This is a genomic window from Vagococcus fessus (assembly GCF_003987565.1).
In the GTDB taxonomy this organism is placed as follows: Bacteria; Bacillota; Bacilli; order Lactobacillales; family Vagococcaceae; genus Vagococcus_D; species Vagococcus_D fessus.
The window spans coordinates 24,220-41,276 of record NZ_NGJY01000006.1; the positions used below are offsets into that span (position 1 = coordinate 24,220).

Here is a 17,057-nt window from a genome sequence, read left to right on the forward strand (position 1 = left end):
ATTTTTAATTTATGTTTTTTTATATTATGTTGACTATTTAGATGTGTTACCCAAAGAATCAAATAGTTTTTCGCTATATTCGTTTGAATCGTGATAAGATGATTTGAACATATCATTTATTTTGCTAAAAAACAGTTTTATTTGTTATACCCTTTTAAATCCTTACTAATGTGATTTGTATAGAAGATTTTATTTTTTGTTTTTTGCAACAAAAAGCTTATTTGATATGCATAATTTTATATGATATAGTCAGTCTTGTTAAGTCGTAAATTTAACAGGTTTATTTGTGTTTTTTTAAAATATAAACAAATAGAAATAAGCTAGGGATATTAAGTGACATAATTATTATTTTTTTATATAATAACATTATAATATTATTATATTTAAAGGAGCTGGTTGGTATGAAAAGAAAGCAAGAAAGTTTTGATTGGTTAAGTTTAGTATTAGGTATATTATTTATAGTAACTGCCTTGTTTTCATTAAAAGCATCACCTATTTCTAATTTAGGGATTATAGTTGTTTTCTTCACAATACTATTAATTACTAAAGGGATTTCGATGTTGATTTTTCGTTCAAGAGTAAAATTATGGTTAAATATATCAGTAACACCTCTATTGATAGTAGGCATTCTTGATATTATTATGGGATGTTATTTCATTTTTAATTTAAGTAAAGGTATTATGATAGCACCATATGTATTTGCTATTTGGTTTTTAATCGATGCTTTTATGGGATTATTCGATCTAGGTTGGATTAAAAAAGTAAGTAATAACTTCTTTTGGTTAACATTAGTGAGTTCTACTATAGGGATTATCATAGGATTCATGCTTCTAGTATCTCCAATAGTTTCTGCTTTAACACTATCCTTTTTGGTTGGTTTTAATTTATTAAATGTTGGAATCACTTATATAATAAGAGCATTTCCAATTAAGTAAAAAAAGATACTGTTGAATTAAAGTAAAATAAATTCAACAGTACCTTTTTTATTTTCACACAGTATATGAGAAGATTAGCTCATCATTGTTTGGATCTATGTTTTGTGTATTGAAAAAACCAAATGTTTCATATAGTTGTATTGCCAGACTATTTGTATCATGGACGCTTAAATAGATTATTTTGAGATTAAAGTTCTCCTTGAGGTACTTTATAATGAAATCAAGCGATGCTTTTCCATATCCAAGCCCTTGAAAATTGGAGTCAATCATAAATCTGTCTAACCAGATTGATTTATCTTTGATATTATAGTCACCATACATTGTAAAACCGATATAGTTTTGATTGTGTAATATGGCTTTAGGGGTCCAGCAGTAGTCATTGTCATAAACTGCTTCTAACAGAGACTGTGTATTACTTTCGATGTGGTCAAGCTGATTTCTATTAACCTTTAAGTTGGCAACAGTTCTCCAATTGTCACTTGTGATGTCTTTTAATAGTATGTATTTATCGATTGTGATTCACCTCAATATGATGATAGCATATAATTTAAATTGATAGTGATTAATTTTTTTTTAATAGTAAACAAAGTACTTTATATTTTTAGTCTCCTAGACTACACTATGAAGATAAGAATAAAATAATAATGAATGGAAGAGTGTTATGACTATTAATGTATTAGTTACTGCAGGAGGTACAACTGAAAAAATAGATAATGTTAGAGGGATTACTAATTTTTCAACAGGGACATTAGGAAGTTTGATTGCTGATGCATTTGCTTCTCAGGATGCAGTTGATGTGGATTATGTTCATGGATTGGGGTCTAAGATGCCTGTAAGTGATACTATTGTTGCGACTCAAATAGAGTCTGTTGATGATTTGTTACGGGTTATTAAAGAAAAATTAACTAGTAAGACATATGACGTGGTTGTTCATGCTATGGCCGTAAGTGATTATTATTTGGTAGGTTCTATAGGGGAGCAAGAGTTGACGAAGCAATTATTTTCTGATGAAAGCAGCTTAGACTCTGTGAACTTTGTAGACAAGCTTAATGAATCGTTTGATAAAGTCCAGTCAGTAGGTAAATTAGGATCGGATATGTCAACACTTTATATGCAGTTAAAAGAGACACCTAAGGTTATTAGGGAAATAAAAAAATTACAACCAACGACTAAATTGGTAGGGTTTAAATTATTAGTGGATGTTTCTGAAGAAAAGCTAGTGTCTGTAGCAGAATCTTTAATGGAAAAAAATGACTGTGATTATGTTTTAGCAAACGATAAGTCATTGATCAAAGAGGGTCAACACATTGGACTTTTAGTGAGTTCTGATGGAAACATTCAGCGATTTAATACAAAAGAATCTATTGCTGAAGGAATAGCGGTAGAGTTGATGAAGGAGAATAGAAAATGAAACGTATAGTATTGGGAGTAAGTGCAAGTATTGCAGCATATAAAGCTGCATCAATCGTATCAGAGTTGAAAAAAAGAGGTGTTGATGTACATGTTGTTATGACAGAGCACAGTACAGAATTTATAACACCACTTACTTTACAAATTTTATCAGGTAATCCTGTTCATGTTGATGTCATGACAGAACCTTCAGTTGAGAGAATCAATCATATTTTCTTGGCTCAAAATACAGATTTACTTTTGGTAGCGCCGACTACTGCGAATATGATTGGTAAGTTAGCGAACGGTATTGCTGATGATATGCTTTCAACAGTGTGTATGGCAACACCACAGACGACACCTCGCTTATTTGCACCAGCTATGAATACAAAAATGTATGAGCAGCCTGTTACGCAGGACAATTTAGAGAAGTTAAAACGTTATGGTTATGAAGAAATTAAGCCAATAACAGAAAAATTAGCTTGTGGTGATGTTGGGATTGGTGCAATGGCTCCAGTTTCTGAAATTGTAGATTTAGTTATGGCTAAATTAAATGAAAGTCCAATAGTTTAAATAAAAGAGACGTTTCTATTTTGAAATGTCTCTTTTTGTTTCCTAATTTTAACAGTAATGCATTAAATGACATCTTTTGTAATGTTCTCGTTATCTATATATTTTTTTTATAAAGTATAATTAGAGGGTTAGTATGAGACATATGGAGGTGTCCAGATTTATGAAATTAAAACAATTATTAATGATTCAAGGTGTTACAGCACTGTGTCTATTAGTGAGTCCAGTTGTGAGTCTTGCTACAGTAACGGAAGAATCTTCAGTGGCTGCTGAGGGAGAGGTCATTAGCCAAGAAATAGAGGATTTAGTTTCCGTTATTAATAAGAAATATAAAGCGTTAAATGAGATTGATACGACAATCGCGAAGTCGAAAGAAACGATAAAAACTGCTAGGAAAGACATTGTTCAAACTGAAGAGCATATTGCTAAACGCAGTGATTATGTTGCGAAACAAATGCAAATTTTACAGTTAAGAGGAACAACTAAGCCTACAATACTGGCATTACTCGATTCAAAAAGTGTGAGTGATTTTTTCAATAGAGCATATGCCATTAGTGTCTTGTCATTTGCTCAAAAAGATAAAGTCGAATCTTTACATCAAGACAAGGAAAAACTAGTAAAATTACAAGAGAAACTAGAAGATAATCAAAAGGGTTTAAAAGAGCAGCAAGAAGTTGCTAGTGTTGAGAAAGAAGAGCTGGATAGTAGAATGTCTGGTTTGAAAGATAAATTAGCAAATAATAAAGATTTACTTGAAAAATTAGTAAGTGAACGTATTGAAAAAGAAAAAACACGTAAAGAAGCCTTGGTCAAGGCAGAAAAATCTAAGAAAAAAGGTAGTAAAGCTGCGGAACCTAAAGTATTAGCAACAGTTGAAAATAAGTTATCTGAAAAGAGTGAAGATAGCGAATCGCCTCAAAATGATTCAGAGACTACAGAATCAACTTCTGCCAATTCTGAAACTGAGACCTCTGAAGAAGTAACAGAGACTACAGAACCTGAGGGAACAACAGGAACTGAGCCTAAAGAACCAAAACCAGAAGAAAAACCATCAACTGGAGGCATGTCTGGTCAAGCAACAGCTTATATAGCAACAGGTAATAAGACTGCAACAGGAACAGTGCCTCAAGTAGGAAGAACCATTGCGGTAGATCCTGGTCTTATTCCACTAGGCTCGGCGGTTCAAATTACCGTTCCAGGAGCGCCGTCATATTCAGGTGTCTATATTGCTGAGGATACAGGTGGAGTTGTAAAGGGAGCTATTATTGATATATTTGTTGGGAGTCAAGGAGAAGCTGTTTCTTTCGGAAGACAGTCAATTACTTTCACTATTTTATAAAATTAGAACGATGTTTGGAGAGTCTATTTTCCAACCGTCGTTCTTTTTTTAGTGGATTTATTTGACTTATCATTTTAGGACACGTAAACTTTTAGACAGGATATAGGAGGATGAGATAGATATGTTACGTTCAGCTAAAATAAGTGATGCAGAGCAAGTTGTACCACTGATTATGATTATTTTAAAAGATATGGAATTACCTTTCTTACTAAAGTATGGTGAAGAGAAAGTGACGACGGTATTAAAAAAAGGATTTATGACAGAGACATACCGTTATAGTTATAAAAGAGCCTTAGTAGTAGAAGAAGATGGGGAGATTTTAGGAGTAGCCTTTGGTTATAATGAATCGGAAGAAAGTACAATTGATGACCCGTTGTTCCCAATTCTTAGAGAAGAAGGTATCGGTGAAGCTGAAAAGATGTTTACTGATAAAGAAGCTTTTGAAAATGAATGGTATTTAGACAGTATTGCCGTACGTTCAGATCAACGTGGTAAAGGAATTGGCGCATTGTTATTAAATGCTTTGCCAGAGTTTGCTAGAAGCCAAGGAGCTGACAAATTAGGTTTGAGTGTCGATGATGCTAATCCTCGTGCTAAGAAACTTTATATGCGCGAAGGATTTGAAGAAGTAGGGCGTAAAACAATTAGTGGTCATTTATATGACCACATGCAAAAGAGAATATAAAAAAGTGCGTGACTTCATAGTCACGCACTTTTTTATTCTGTTGGAAGAGGGAGTGTTGTCCCTTTTTTTAAATTAGATAAAGGCGAGGGCGTTGAATCTGTTTTTAATGACCAATAATCGAGTACTGCTGCGATACAGAGACAGATAGGTGCATCTGCTTCGGAAGAGACTGTCATTTTTAATTCAGTTCTATCATTTTTTCTTACAGGTTCTAAGGTCATGATTTGGTGATTAAAATGATAAATACTGTAAGTTTGTGTGTCTATAGAGCCCATCACAGCCCAGTTTAATTTTCTGACATAGTAAAAATCACGATTTAAAGTGAGAAGACGTTGGAGTGTTCCAACCTTATCTCCATCATAGTAGAGGTCAAATCGAGTACCAAGAGCCAAAGCGAAAGTAGCTTGTTTAATTGAGGCGATAAGAGTACCATCGAGCTGATAAAGTGAAAAAACATCACCTCTGGCGCCCCACCGCCCAACCATTAAGAAGCTATCACGGTTGGATTCGTCTTTTATTAGGGAGCGACAGTTGGAACCTAGTACATTTTTGCGAATATAATAAGTAACCATACTTTCAACACCTTTCATTAAACTAGTGATCTATAGGGATTCATCAATGGCACGACGAATGGCTTTAGCCACCCCACCTTCGTCATGGTTATCCGTTTCGAAGCGAGCGATTTTTTTAACGCCCTCTTCGGCATTTCCCATGGCAAAACTAACACCTGCGAGTTCAAGCATGCTAGCATCATTAAAGTTATCACCAATCGTCATAACTTCATCCATAGATATCCCGAGTTTTTCAGCGTATTTCTTAACAGCAATCCCTTTTTGGGCATTCATATGGTTAATTTCGATATTGTTAGGGAATGAAGAGGTCACTACGATATCTGGAATTGTTTCCACTTTTTGGCGTAGAGGTTTTAAAATTTTATCTCCTTGTTGTTCAAAGACGATAACTTTTAAAATAGTAATAGCGTTGTCATCTATTAGTTCTTGATAGTCTTTAACATAATCTACTTCAAGCATAGCAAGGTGTGTAGAGGCCATAGCTATCGCCATTTTAAAAGTAAGGTGTGGCAATTGATTAGCAAGCATTGTAGCAGCATTTTCAATTCTTAGGTGAGGATTATCTGAGAAAATTCCTTTGTCAGTAGCAATTTCAAAATAAACACCAGCTTCTTTTAGAAGGGTAATAATTGAAAGGGCAGTTTCTTTTTCTAGTCCGACAGTGAATAATTTTTTACCTGTTTCATCAAAAGCTTCGGCACCATTAACTGTAATCATTGGACACGTGATGTTTGCTTCTTCTAGCACAGGTATGGCCTCTGTTGCACCACGACCAGTAGCAACCATGAAAGTAATTCCTTTATCAGTGGCGTAACGAATGGCCTCGATATTTTCCTGTGGTATTTCCATTTTTTTACCTAAAAGTGTTCCATCCATATCAGACGCTATTAATTTAATCATATTAGTTCCCCCTATTGTCAGTTGTTCGTAAAATAAGTGTACCATTTTTTTAGCGCTTTCGCATATAATAGATATGAGGATAGAATAGTCAGGAGAAGGAGTGGCAAAACGTGTTAGAGATGAAAAATGACTGGTCAGAGCATCTATCTGATTGCTTGAAATCAGAGGAGTATAAGAAGTTAAATTTATTTTTAGAAGAAGAATATAAAACCCAAACGGTTTATCCGGAGGTACACCGAGTCTTTGAGGGATTGGATTTAACGTCATATGAAGAGACGAAAGTTGTTATTTTAGGACAGGATCCCTATCATGGTCCAAATCAGGCACATGGCTTGAGTTTTTCAGTATTACCTGGAAATAAGGTCCCACCATCGTTAGTTAATATTTACAAGGAGTTAGAATCGGATTTGGGTTACCCACCTGTGACGCATGGTTATCTTGAGTCGTGGGCTAAACAAGGTGTTCTAATGCTGAATACAGTATTGACAGTTAGACAAGGTGAACCGAATTCACATAAAGGTCAAGGGTGGGAGATGTTAACTGATAGAATTATTGAAACATTGAATGAGAAAGAAACACCTGTTATTTTTGTCTTATGGGGAAAGCCGGCACAGCAAAAAATAAAAATGATTGATCAAACGAAGCATAAAATTATAGCTGCGCCTCACCCAAGCCCGTTGGCAGCGTATAGAGGTTTCTTTGGAAGTAAGCCTTTTTCTACAATCAATGCTTATTTAAAAGAGAGTAATCAAGAAATAATTAATTGGAAACTTTCAGAAACTGTATAACAATCTTTTGTTCTGTATCAGTATTTATTAGATTAAAATTATTTTGATGAATCAGTCACGGTTTTAACTCGTGGTACAGGAATTTAAACTGTTATTTTCTTGCGTTTAGGTGTATGATAGGTAGGAATGTAATAAAACAAACTTGGAGGTTTTACAATGGATATTTTTGAAGGTTTAAAACAACAAATTGATGGAAAAAACGTTAAAATCGTTTTCCCAGAAGGTAATGACATCCGTGTATTAGGTGCTGCTATTCGTTTAGGCGTTGAAGGCTTATTAGAACCAATCGTAATTGGTGAAGAATCAGCTATCTCAGCTTTAGCTGCAGAAAACAACTTAAAAGTGGAAGGCTTAACAATTATTAACCCTGAAACTTATGGTGAGTTCGATGAAATGGTTGCATCATTCGTTGACCGTCGTAAAGGCAAAGCAACAGAAGACCAAGCTCGTACAATCTTAAAAGACCCTAACTACTTTGGGACTATGTTAGTATACATGGAAAAAGCTGCAGGTATGGTAAGTGGTGCGGTTCACTCAACAGGTGATACTGTTCGTCCAGCGTTACAAATTATCAAAACTAAACCAGGTGCTAGCCGTACAAGCGGTGCGTTCTTAATGGTACGTGGTGAAGAAAAATACTTATTCTCAGATTGTGCAATCAACATCAACCCAGCGGCTCAAGAGTTAGCTGAAATCGCTGTTGAAAGTGCTAAAACTGCTGAAATGTTCGGTATCGAACCAAAAGTAGCAATGTTAAGCTTCTCTTCAAAAGGGTCAGCTAAATCTGATGAAGTTACAAAAGTAGCTGAAGCAACTAAGATTGCTCAAGAATTAGCTCCAGAATACGCTATCGATGGCGAATTACAATTTGATGCTGCTTTTGTTGAATCAGTTGGTCAACAAAAATCACCAGGTTCAAAAGTTGCTGGTCAAGCATCAGTATTCGTATTCCCTGAAATTCAATCAGGAAACATTGGCTACAAAATTGCACAACGTTTAGGTGGATTTGAAGCTATTGGTCCTGTTTTACAAGGGTTAAACAAACCAGTTTCTGATTTATCACGTGGTTGTAATGAAGAAGATGTTTACAAATTAGCTTTAATTACTGCTGGCCAAGCTTTAATGGGTTAATTATAATGAAACTGCTCAATCCTAGTGATTGGGTAGTTTTTTTTTTGAATTATCGTTATACTAATAAAGATAATAGAGATTAGAAAAAGTAGGTGACCAAAGATGGAGAAATGGTTATTAAATAGCGCTGAGGAAACGTTAGCAGTCGCAACAAAAATCGGTGAAGTATTAGAAAGTGGCGATTGTATTGTACTAACAGGAGAGTTAGGGGCCGGTAAAACAACCTTCACTAAAGGAATTGCAAAAGGCTTAGAGATTGAAAGAATGGTAAAGAGCCCGACGTATACAATTGTGAGAGAGTACCGTGAGGGGAGACTACCGTTATTTCATATGGATGTCTATCGTTTAGAAGAGGGTGCGGGTGAATTAGGTTTAGAAGAATATTTCGAATCAGAGGGTGTCTCAATTGTAGAATGGGGCCAAATAATCCGTGATGAATTACCTGAGGACTATGCTGAATTGACATTAAGTTATCTTGAAGAGCAAGATACACGTAGTTTAAGTGTTGCCAGTACAGGTGAGCAAGGGGCAGAATTAGCTGCTCGTATTAAGGCTGTTTTGTAGGAAGCGAGGGAAATCATGACAGAAGAAGTGGCTATTACGCTTAGAGAAGTAGCACCTGAAGAAGCAACGGATGTGAAAGAGTTATTAGCAAAAGTTGCTTTAGAAACAGATTTTGTGACGATAAGTGAAGCAGAATTGACGTTATCAGATGACTTATTAGCTTCTCAGTTAGGGGCTATTTATGAGAGTGACCGACATTTTTTACTTGCAGCTTATGATGGAGAAAAGATGATAGGTTTAGTCAGTGTTAAAGGTGAGGACTGTGATAGTATTGCTCATATTGGAGATGTTGGTGTGAGTGTTTTGAAAGACTATTGGGGCATGGGCCTAGGTCAGTTGCTATTAGAAGAGGTTGTTTTATGGGCACAAGAGATGGCAGTATTACACCGTTTGGAATTACGTGTTCAAGCTAGGAATGAACGTGCGGTACATCTTTATAAGAAATTAGGATTTGAGATAGAAGCGACACTAAAAAGAGGGGCACTTTCATCAGAAGGTGACTTTTTAGATGTTTATATGATGAGTTTGATGATTAATTAAAAAAGAACGTGCCAATTACGGCACGTTCTTTTTTACATATATTTAACGAGTTCTTTTAACGGTTCAACACCAAATTGACGTTCTTGTTGAAGTAAAATATTCGCACAGGCAATACTATCATCAAGAGCGTGGTGATGATTTTCAAGGGAAATCCCTAAGTTTTTGCATACCGTATTGAGGCGATGATTTTCAAACTGAGGGTAAAGTTTTTTACTCGTACGAACGGTACAAAGTGATAAATAGTGAGGTTGCTCTAAATTATAGTGTTCTAAGCACGCTTTAAGGACACCGTTATCAAATGGTGCATTATGAGCGACGATTAAACGATTATCTTGAAAGAATTCACTAATTTCTTCCCAAATTGCAGGGAAGGTTGGTGCATCTTTTACCTCATCAGGTTGAATCCCATGGACGTCAATATTCTTCCAATGAAAATCAGTTTGAGGGTTGATAAGCGAGTAATAGTGACCGACGATTTTGCTATTTTGAACCATAATTAAGGCAACAGAGCAAGCGCTGTGTTTTTTAAAGTTAGCTGTTTCAAAGTCAAATGCGATAAAATTCATAGCCATCCTCCTTACTCAATCACTAGTTCCACAGGACAATGATCACTGCCTAAAATATCGGCATGAATGGTTGCTGAAACTAAACGATCTTCTAATTTTTGTGAGGCTAAGAAATAATCAATACGCCACCCTGCATTATTTTGACGAGCATTGAAACGATAGCTCCACCAAGAGTAGGCACCTTCTAAATCAGGGTAAAAATGACGGAAGGTGTCGATAAAGCCACTATCTAAAAATTGAGTCATTTTTTCGCGCTCTTCAGGTGTGAAACCTGCATTTTTTTTATTAGTTTTATGGTTCTTTAGGTCAATTTCTTGATGCGCCACATTTAAGTCACCACATAGAATGACAGGTTTTACTTGATCAAGCTCATTGATATAATCTTGGAAGTCTTCTTCCCATGACATACGGTATGGTAGGCGCTTTAGCTCGTTTTGAGAGTTTGGAGTATAACAGGTTACCAAATAGAAATCAGCATACTCTAAGGTGATAACACGTCCTTCTTGGTCATGTTCTTCAATCCCGATACCGTAAGTAGCATTTAGTGCAGGTTCTTTAGCAAAAATAGCTGTACCAGAGTAGCCTTTTTTTACAGCATAGTTCCAATATTGTGTGTAACCTGGTAACTCAAGGTCAATTTGTCCTTCTTGTAATTTAGTTTCTTGTAAACAGAAAAAATCTGCATCTAATGTATTAAAAATATCGACAAAGCCTTTTTTAACAACAGCACGTAAGCCGTTGACGTTCCATGAAATAAACTTCATTCTTTTTCCTCCTTAAAAACTTCTGATTCTATTGTAACGAAAAAAAAGAAGTAGTGAAAGGATTTCACTACTTCTTAAGAGACTTATTTATTTTTTTAATGATTTAACAAAGTCGCTTGATTGTGTTCCAGCTTGACGACCATAGATAATGATGTCAGCTACAGCGTTTCCGCCAATACGGTTTTTACCATGTAGTCCGCCTGATGCTTCGCCGGCTGCGTATAAACCAGTAATCGGTGTGCCATCTTTTTTCAAGACTTGAGCTTTTGTATTAATTTTAGCCCCACCCATTGTGTGGTGGATACCTGGTGCGATTTTGATTGCATAGAAAGGACCTTTAGATAAATCATTATCCATACCAGTTGTACGACCAAAATCAGCGTCTTTTTTAGCTTTAACATTATCGTTCCATGTTGTCATTGTATTTTCTAGTGTTTTCGCATCCATGTTAATTTCTTTTGCTAAGTCAGCAATAGACTCGCCTTTTTTAACAAAACCTTGTTTTTCATAGAAGTCGATAGCTTTAACGCGGTCTTTAACACCTGAATCTAATACTAGGTAAGCGTATTGGTCTTTAAGGCCAATGATAGCTGCTGAAACATTGTCACGTGTTTCTAATTCGTTAACGAAACGTTTGCCTTCTTGAGAAACTAAGATAGCACCTTCACCACGAACCGCTTCTGTTACTAAGAATGATGTTTCTTGTTCAACAGTTGGATGGATTTGAATTTCTTTCATATCAACAGTGTCGCCACCTAATTTTTCAATCATTTTAACGCCGTCACCTTGGCTACCAGCTTGGTTTGTTGTAACAAATCCGTCTAAGTCTTTATTGTAGCTTGTCACCATATCTAAGTTAGCACCAAAACCACCAGTTGCGACAACAACTGCCTTTGTTTTGATTTCTTTTTCATCTTTATTATTGAATTTAACTTTAACACCAGAAACAGCGCCATCATTTTCTTTGATGTCTTTAACGTCAGCATCTGTAAATAATGGAATATCACGTTCGTGAACGTTGCGTAGGAGACCTTCAACTAAATATTGCCCTACTGCAGAACCATCAGCTGGACGGTGAGTACGTTTAACGCTCATTCCCCCTGTTACAGTTAAGTTATTAAGCGTGATGCCCATACCATCTAACCAATCGATAGCATTAGCTGAACTGTCTACAAAGTAACGTAATAATTCTTTGTCATTTGTTTCTTTTCCGCCTTTAAGTGTTTCATCGAAGAATAAATCGTTAGAATCTTTCACACCAGCTTCTTTTTGGAATTTAGTTCCAGAAGCATTCATACCAGCAGAGGCTTTAACTGTATTTCCACCTGCGACAGGCATTTTTTCAAAGATAACAGGGTTCATTCCCATATCTTTTGCTTGAATAGCAGCTGACATTCCGCCACCACCAGCACCAACGATAACAACATCGTATTCATCTTTTAGATCTTCAAGAGATGTTTTCTTTTGTTCTGATGCACCAGTGTTGGCATCAGTAGTTTGTTCAGTTTTTTCTTTCTTTTCGGTCGCTTTTGTAGCACTTTCTTTCGGTTGGTCAGGTGTACAACCTGTTGCGATGAACAGAACTGATAAAAGTGAAGCTAACCCAACTTTGATTTTACTTTTCACATTAATTCCCCCAAAATATTTAGTTATTCATTTCACAAACCTATAATATCAAGGGTTTCAAAGGATTTCAACATTAATTAAGTAATTTAAGTAACTTTTCTTATATTGTCGGTTTAATTATAAGTTGTTTAAAAACTGTGAAGGTCGATTTTATCGCAATGGAAAGGGTTGCTCTCTATTTATTACAAGGTATATGAAATTTCACAGACTTACAGGTTGTCTTACTCTTCAATTCATGCTAATGTAAGGGTGTTACAAAAACTAAATAGAACTTACCATCACAAAGGGGTGCCGTTTAGGCTGAGATTGAGCGCAAGCTTGGACCCTTCGAACCTGATTAAGTTGACACTTACGTAGGGATTGTGATGGAGCAGAGACTCTTTTATTATATGAAGCTAATAATTAAGACGATAGGCTCCTCCTTTGTTGTATGGCTCTTGTTCTATACAATTTTAAGGAGGAGTTTTTTATGTTAAATCAGCGTTTACAAGTTTGGATTGAAGGGGCTATCGTGGCAGCGTTATGTATGGTTTTATCCATGATACCAACAAATATCGGCAGTAGCTTCACTATTTCGTTAGGGATGATTCCCATCACGATTTATTCGTTAAGACGTGGGTTCAAGGCAGGTTTATTTTCAGGATTATTGTGGGGATTGCTTCACTTTTTAGTAGGGAATATTGCATTCTTGACAGTAAGCCAAGTTTTAATTGAATATGTGATTGCCTTTGTTTTTGCAGGTTTTAGTGGGTTATATGCCACTAAATTAGCTAAGCAATTATCAGAAAACAAGACGAAAAGTGTCTTAGGGACGGTTGTCTTAGCTAGTTTAGTAGGGTGTGCGGCTCGTTTCTTCTGGCATTTTATCGCAGGTGTTATTTTCTGGGGAAAATTTGCAATGTGGGGATTAAATCCATGGGCCTTTTCATTTGTAATGAACGGAGCAAGTGGTTTAGCAACTGCGATAGTGACCGCTATTATTTCATATATGATTGTTAAAAAATATCCAGCAGTAGTGATAGGAAAATAAAAAAGACGAAGCCGCGGCTTCGTCTTTTTTATTTTGCAAATTGTGAGTGATAGAGTTGTGAATACGCACCATCTGGTATAGCGAGTAGGTCGTGGTGGCTACCAATTTCTACAACCTCACCTTGGTCCATTACCATTATTTTATCAGCATTTCGAATAGTTGAGAGACGATGAGCGATGACAAAACTCGTGCGACCCGTCATCATTTTAAGGAAACCTTCTTGGATAATTTGTTCCGTTAGAGTATCAACAGAGCTTGTTGCTTCATCTAAAATAAGCATAGGAGGCTCAGAAATCATCGTTCTAGCAATGGTCAACAACTGACGTTGACCTTCAGAGATTTTAACACCATTTGAACCAATAATCGTGTCATAGCCTTGAGGGAGTTTCATGATAAAGGAATGACTATTAGCTGATTTAGCACCGGCAATAATCATGTCGTCTGTTGCACCGGGTTTACCAAGGCGTAAATTATCTTTAATAGTACCATCAAATAACCAGGTATCTTGCAATACCATTCCAAACGCTTTTCGAAGAGAATCGCGTTGGTAGTCTTTTATAGAATGGTTATCGATTAAGATATCTCCTGCAGACACGTCATAAAAACGCATAAGTAAGTTGACTAGGGTCGATTTTCCAGCACCTGTTTTCCCCACAATGGCGATGGTTTCACCGGGTTTAACACTAAGGTTTAAATCCTTGATGAGTGGTTTATCTGGTGTATAAGAAAAGGCGACGTGTTTAAATTCAATAGCACCGACAGTTTGTTCAAGTGGCAGGCTATCTGAAGTGTCCTCTGTTTCGATAGGTTCATCTAATAGTTGGAATGTTCGGTCTAATCCAGCAAGTCCAGTTTGAATTTGTGTGGTGATACCGGATAATTCAATAAAAGGTTTAGAAAATTGGCTTGAGTATATGGTAAAACTTGAAATCATTCCTACTGTTAATGTCGTATTTCCTTTAACAACCAAAAGACCTCCGATTAATCCGATGAAAACATACGTCAAATGGTCAATAAAACGCGATAAGGGGTTGGTAAGAGAAGAGGCATACTGCGCTTTTTGCCCTTCAATTTGTAACGTATGATTTAGTTTGTCGAATTGTTGCTGCGACTGGTCTTCGTACTGAAAAGCTTTTACGAGTTTTTGATTGCCGATAACTTCGTTCACATAACCTGAAATATCTCCGACTAGTCGTTGTTGTGATGCAAAACGTTTTTGGCTAGAACGAGCGACAAGCCAACTGATTAAAAAGATAAGTGGTGTAGCAACTAAAACGATAAGGGTAAGTTGCCAACTCAAAGCAAGCATGGAAACGAAAGCAATTAAAACAATCGTCATACCTGAAAAAAGATTGTTAAAGATAGCCACGCATGCTTCAGATACCGTGTCTAAATCATTGGTAAAACGACTAATAATATCACCATGAGAGTGTTGGTCGTAATAATTGACAGGTAGATGGTTCAAGTGATCGAAGCTCTCTTTTCTCAAAGTAGCAACAGAGTGATAGGCCATCTTATTACCGAGAAGTTGAACCCCCCACTGAGCAAGGCTGGCCACACCTAGTAGACCGACTAAGATTAATAAGTAATACTCTAATTGTTTAAAATTAACGTGGCCGACACCAACCATTGTATCGATGGCTTGACCGATGTAATAAGTCATCATAACTGTGGCAGCTCCACCTAGAAGCCCTAGTGAGATAGCTCCTACAATTTCTTTTTTATACTGAGAAAGGTAAGGTAAAAAACGTTTAAATGAAGAAGACTGGGCTGATTGTTTCATTAGTTCTCCTCCTGTTCTTGCTGTGAGGCATAAATCGCTTGGTAAGTGTCGGACTCTTTTATAAGAATCTCGTGTGTTCCACTTGCGACTTGTTTGCCATCATCTAAGACAATAATTTTTTCGGCGTGTTGAACAGAGCTGATACGTTGAGACACGATAATTAAAGTTGTTTGCTCTAAGTCACGCTTTAAAGCTTGGCGTAATTCGAAATCTGTTTGATAATCTAGGGCACTAAGCGAATCGTCTAAAATTAAAATAAGTGGTTTTCTAATAACCGCTCGAGCAATAGCTAAACGTTGACGCTGACCGCCTGAAAAGTTTTTGCCACTTTCAGTGACCATGGTGTCTAGTTTATTAGGTAGAGTGCTAACGAAATCTAAACATTGGGCAGTTTCTAAGGCTTGCCAACAGTCGTCATCGGTAGCGTCTTGTTTCCCCCATTTTAAATTATCTCGAATAGTTCCAGTGAATAGGACACTCTTTTGTGGCACGATTCCAATAGCTTCACGTAGTGTATCGAGTGGTAGGTCAGTTAATGACTGACCAAACAGTGTAATGGTCCCTGTAGTGGGATCATAGAAACGCGGAATTAATTGAGTAAGAGTAGATTTTCCACTACCAGTTGGCCCGACAATTCCTAAGCTTTCACCAGGATGTAATGAAAAATTTAGTGTATCAAGTGCTAACCCACTTGTAGAGGTATACTTGAATGATACATCTTCAAAAGCTAACGCATAACTGGTATCTGCAGGGTGAAGCTTGTTTGTTTGCTCAGTATGAGCATCTGTAATAGAAGGTTCTGTTTCAAGTACGTCATTAACCCGCTCTGCTGAGGCAGCCGCTTTGGTAAAAATAATAACCAAGTTAGAGATGACGATCAAAGCGAGAAGCATTTGCATTAAATAATTAATAAGAGCAAGTAATTCTCCTTGAGTTAGACTGCCGCTATTAATTGAAACACCACCAAGATAGAGTAAAGCGATAGTGGCACCATTCATAACTAAAAGAGTAGCAGGATTTAAAAGAGCAGAGATGTTAGCCACACGATTATAGGCACGTGCGAGCTCATCTGTCGTATCTGTCATTTTTTCTTGGCTATATTTTTTTTGACCAAAAGCCCTTAAAACACGAACCCCACTTAAATTTTCAACTAAAACAGTATTAAGGTGGTCAACTTTTGCTTGGACTTTTTTGTAAAGAGGGACAGTTCGCGTCATCATGATATACAAGACTAGGCAAAATAAAATAAGTGCGCCTAAAAAGATAGTAGCCAGTTTAGGGCTAATGTAAAAGGCCATAACAAGTGAACCTATACTTAAAAAGGGGGCTCTAAATACTAAACGAATTAACATCGCTAAGGCCAGTTGTAATTGATTGATATCATTTGTCATACGCGTGATTAAGGTAGAGGTGCCAAAGTTATCGAGCTCTTTATGTGAGAATGTGTTGATTTTTTTTAGTAAAGCAGAACGTAACTCTGTCCCAAAGCCTTGTGAAGCGACAGAAGAGTAGTACTGGCAAATCATGACACAGACCAATCCGATGACGGACATGGCAATCATAATGAGTGCTGTTTTTAAAATATAATGGGTGTCATTTTTAGCGACACCATTATCAATTAAGTAAGACATATAAATGGGAAGCAGTAATTCAAAAACAGCTTCTAAAAATTTGAAAAAAGGGCCTAAGAAGACTTCTTTTCGGTAGTTTTTGGTAAATCTTAAGAGCTTGACCATATCGTTTCTCCTATTCATTGTAAAAATCTAATATACTGATTGTTATTGTACTCTATGGTCATGGATAAATAAAGTCCGTTAAGAAAAGGTAAGACAGGATATTTAAAATCTGTTAAACTTATGTAAAGGTTTTTAAAAG

18 protein-coding genes and 1 riboswitch are annotated in these 17,057 nt (G+C 36.4%); of the genes, 10 read left to right on the top strand and 8 right to left on the bottom strand.

Annotated elements, in window-relative coordinates:
- The first annotated feature begins 401 nt into the window (after window positions 1-401).
- Window positions 402-935 (top strand): HdeD family acid-resistance protein, encoded by a 534-nt coding sequence (locus CBF31_RS10775; protein WP_126832898.1) that lies wholly within the window; start codon window positions 402-404, stop codon window positions 933-935.
- Between the two features lie 54 nt (window positions 936-989).
- On the opposite strand, the gene CBF31_RS11300 is transcribed toward CBF31_RS10775, so the two are convergent.
- On the bottom strand, window positions 990-1,454 hold the full coding sequence (locus CBF31_RS11300; RefSeq protein ID WP_126832970.1) for a GNAT family N-acetyltransferase: 465 nt from the start codon (window positions 1,452-1,454) through the stop codon (window positions 990-992).
- 142 nt (window positions 1,455-1,596) lie between these two features.
- Between CBF31_RS11300 and CBF31_RS10785 the strand changes: the two genes are divergently transcribed.
- The 4 genes from CBF31_RS10785 to CBF31_RS10800 all read left to right on the top strand — a co-directional run bounded on the left by CBF31_RS10785 (window position 1,597) and on the right by CBF31_RS10800 (window position 4,918).
- Window positions 1,597-2,346, top strand: a complete 750-nt coding sequence (locus CBF31_RS10785) for a phosphopantothenoylcysteine decarboxylase domain-containing protein (RefSeq protein ID WP_126832900.1) — start codon at window positions 1,597-1,599, stop codon at window positions 2,344-2,346.
- Complete coding sequence (locus tag CBF31_RS10790) at window positions 2,343-2,897, top strand: flavoprotein (protein ID WP_126832902.1); 555 nt, start codon at window positions 2,343-2,345, stop codon at window positions 2,895-2,897. Before CBF31_RS10785 ends, CBF31_RS10790 begins: the two co-directional genes overlap by 4 nt.
- A 160-nt stretch (window positions 2,898-3,057) precedes the next feature.
- Entirely contained in the window at window positions 3,058-4,233 is a 1,176-nt protein-coding gene (locus CBF31_RS10795; RefSeq protein WP_170167951.1) for a 3D domain-containing protein, read from the top strand.
- A 121-nt stretch (window positions 4,234-4,354) separates the two neighbouring features.
- Complete coding sequence (locus tag CBF31_RS10800; protein ID WP_126832906.1) at window positions 4,355-4,918, top strand: GNAT family N-acetyltransferase; 564 nt, start codon at window positions 4,355-4,357, stop codon at window positions 4,916-4,918.
- Between the two features lie 32 nt (window positions 4,919-4,950).
- Here CBF31_RS10800 and CBF31_RS10805 read toward each other — a convergent pair whose 3' ends face one another.
- A complete protein-coding gene (locus tag CBF31_RS10805; RefSeq protein WP_126832908.1) occupies window positions 4,951-5,490 on the bottom strand; it encodes an LURP-one-related/scramblase family protein in 540 nt (179 codons plus the stop codon).
- A 30-nt stretch (window positions 5,491-5,520) separates the two neighbouring features.
- A complete protein-coding gene (locus CBF31_RS10810; protein ID WP_126832910.1) occupies window positions 5,521-6,390 on the bottom strand; it encodes a Cof-type HAD-IIB family hydrolase in 870 nt (289 codons plus the stop codon).
- A gap of 119 nt (window positions 6,391-6,509) precedes the next feature.
- On the opposite strand from CBF31_RS10810, the gene CBF31_RS10815 reads away from it, so the two are divergent.
- From CBF31_RS10815 to CBF31_RS10830, 4 genes are all read left to right on the top strand, one after another.
- The gene (locus tag CBF31_RS10815; protein WP_126832972.1) at window positions 6,510-7,178 is read left to right on the top strand and encodes a uracil-DNA glycosylase; all 669 of its coding nucleotides are present in this window, start codon (window positions 6,510-6,512) and stop codon (window positions 7,176-7,178) included.
- Between the two features lie 156 nt (window positions 7,179-7,334).
- The gene (gene pta, locus CBF31_RS10820; protein WP_126832912.1) at window positions 7,335-8,309 is read left to right on the top strand and encodes a phosphate acetyltransferase; all 975 of its coding nucleotides are present in this window, start codon (window positions 7,335-7,337) and stop codon (window positions 8,307-8,309) included.
- A gap of 102 nt (window positions 8,310-8,411) precedes the next feature.
- The gene (gene tsaE / locus CBF31_RS10825) at window positions 8,412-8,873 is read left to right on the top strand and encodes a tRNA (adenosine(37)-N6)-threonylcarbamoyltransferase complex ATPase subunit type 1 TsaE (protein ID WP_126832914.1); all 462 of its coding nucleotides are present in this window, start codon (window positions 8,412-8,414) and stop codon (window positions 8,871-8,873) included.
- A gap of 15 nt (window positions 8,874-8,888) precedes the next feature.
- Window positions 8,889-9,413 (top strand): GNAT family N-acetyltransferase, encoded by a 525-nt coding sequence (locus CBF31_RS10830; RefSeq protein ID WP_126832916.1) that lies wholly within the window; start codon window positions 8,889-8,891, stop codon window positions 9,411-9,413.
- A 32-nt stretch (window positions 9,414-9,445) separates the two neighbouring features.
- Here CBF31_RS10830 and CBF31_RS10835 read toward each other — a convergent pair whose 3' ends face one another.
- The 3 genes from CBF31_RS10835 to CBF31_RS10845 form a co-directional block, all read right to left on the bottom strand.
- Window positions 9,446-9,979, bottom strand: coding sequence for a 3'-5' exonuclease (locus CBF31_RS10835; protein ID WP_126832918.1), 534 nt, complete (start codon window positions 9,977-9,979; stop codon window positions 9,446-9,448).
- An 11-nt stretch (window positions 9,980-9,990) separates the two neighbouring features.
- The gene (locus tag CBF31_RS10840; RefSeq protein ID WP_126832920.1) at window positions 9,991-10,743 is read right to left on the bottom strand and encodes an exodeoxyribonuclease III; all 753 of its coding nucleotides are present in this window, start codon (window positions 10,741-10,743) and stop codon (window positions 9,991-9,993) included.
- 87 nt (window positions 10,744-10,830) lie between these two features.
- A complete protein-coding gene (locus CBF31_RS10845) occupies window positions 10,831-12,369 on the bottom strand; it encodes a flavocytochrome c (protein ID WP_126832922.1) in 1,539 nt (512 codons plus the stop codon).
- A gap of 274 nt (window positions 12,370-12,643) precedes the next feature.
- Window positions 12,644-12,746: riboswitch (TPP riboswitch) on the top strand.
- A 92-nt stretch (window positions 12,747-12,838) separates the two neighbouring features.
- Between CBF31_RS10845 and thiT the strand changes: the two genes are divergently transcribed.
- A complete protein-coding gene (gene thiT / locus CBF31_RS10850; protein ID WP_126832924.1) occupies window positions 12,839-13,399 on the top strand; it encodes an energy-coupled thiamine transporter ThiT in 561 nt (186 codons plus the stop codon).
- Window positions 13,400-13,427: 28 nt separating this feature from the next.
- Here thiT and CBF31_RS10855 read toward each other — a convergent pair whose 3' ends face one another.
- Window positions 13,428-15,182, bottom strand: coding sequence for an ABC transporter ATP-binding protein (locus tag CBF31_RS10855; protein ID WP_126832926.1), 1,755 nt, complete (start codon window positions 15,180-15,182; stop codon window positions 13,428-13,430).
- Window positions 15,182-16,918: an ABC transporter ATP-binding protein gene (locus CBF31_RS10860; protein WP_126832928.1), complete on the bottom strand. Its 1,737-nt coding sequence runs from the start codon at window positions 16,916-16,918 to the stop codon at window positions 15,182-15,184. The genes CBF31_RS10855 and CBF31_RS10860 overlap by 1 nt, the downstream gene beginning before the upstream one ends.
- Between the last annotated feature and the right edge of the window lie 139 nt (window positions 16,919-17,057).

Bases quoted from the DNA above. Each gene is read 5' to 3' on its own strand.
- CBF31_RS10790 (WP_126832902.1), top strand. From the start codon at position 2,343: ATGAAACGTATAGTATTGGGAGTAAGTGCAAGTATTGCAGCATATAAA.
- CBF31_RS10795 (WP_170167951.1), top strand. From the start codon at position 3,058: ATGAAATTAAAACAATTATTAATGATTCAAGGTGTTACAGCACTGTGT.
- CBF31_RS10855 (WP_126832926.1), bottom strand. From the start codon at position 15,182: ATGAAACAATCAGCCCAGTCTTCTTCATTTAAACGTTTTTTACCTTAC.
- CBF31_RS10805 (WP_126832908.1), bottom strand. From the start codon at position 5,490: ATGGTTACTTATTATATTCGCAAAAATGTACTAGGTTCCAACTGTCGC.
- CBF31_RS10830 (WP_126832916.1), top strand. From the start codon at position 8,889: ATGACAGAAGAAGTGGCTATTACGCTTAGAGAAGTAGCACCTGAAGAA.
- pta (WP_126832912.1), top strand. From the start codon at position 7,335: ATGGATATTTTTGAAGGTTTAAAACAACAAATTGATGGAAAAAACGTT.
- tsaE (WP_126832914.1), top strand. From the start codon at position 8,412: ATGGAGAAATGGTTATTAAATAGCGCTGAGGAAACGTTAGCAGTCGCA.
- CBF31_RS10785 (WP_126832900.1), top strand. From the start codon at position 1,597: ATGACTATTAATGTATTAGTTACTGCAGGAGGTACAACTGAAAAAATA.
- CBF31_RS10840 (WP_126832920.1), bottom strand. From the start codon at position 10,743: ATGAAGTTTATTTCATGGAACGTCAACGGCTTACGTGCTGTTGTTAAA.
- CBF31_RS10800 (WP_126832906.1), top strand. From the start codon at position 4,355: ATGTTACGTTCAGCTAAAATAAGTGATGCAGAGCAAGTTGTACCACTG.
- CBF31_RS10815 (WP_126832972.1), top strand. From the start codon at position 6,510: ATGAAAAATGACTGGTCAGAGCATCTATCTGATTGCTTGAAATCAGAG.
- thiT (WP_126832924.1), top strand. From the start codon at position 12,839: ATGTTAAATCAGCGTTTACAAGTTTGGATTGAAGGGGCTATCGTGGCA.
- CBF31_RS10835 (WP_126832918.1), bottom strand. From the start codon at position 9,979: ATGAATTTTATCGCATTTGACTTTGAAACAGCTAACTTTAAAAAACAC.
- CBF31_RS10775 (WP_126832898.1), top strand. From the start codon at position 402: ATGAAAAGAAAGCAAGAAAGTTTTGATTGGTTAAGTTTAGTATTAGGT.
- CBF31_RS10860 (WP_126832928.1), bottom strand. From the start codon at position 16,918: ATGGTCAAGCTCTTAAGATTTACCAAAAACTACCGAAAAGAAGTCTTC.
- CBF31_RS10810 (WP_126832910.1), bottom strand. From the start codon at position 6,390: ATGATTAAATTAATAGCGTCTGATATGGATGGAACACTTTTAGGTAAA.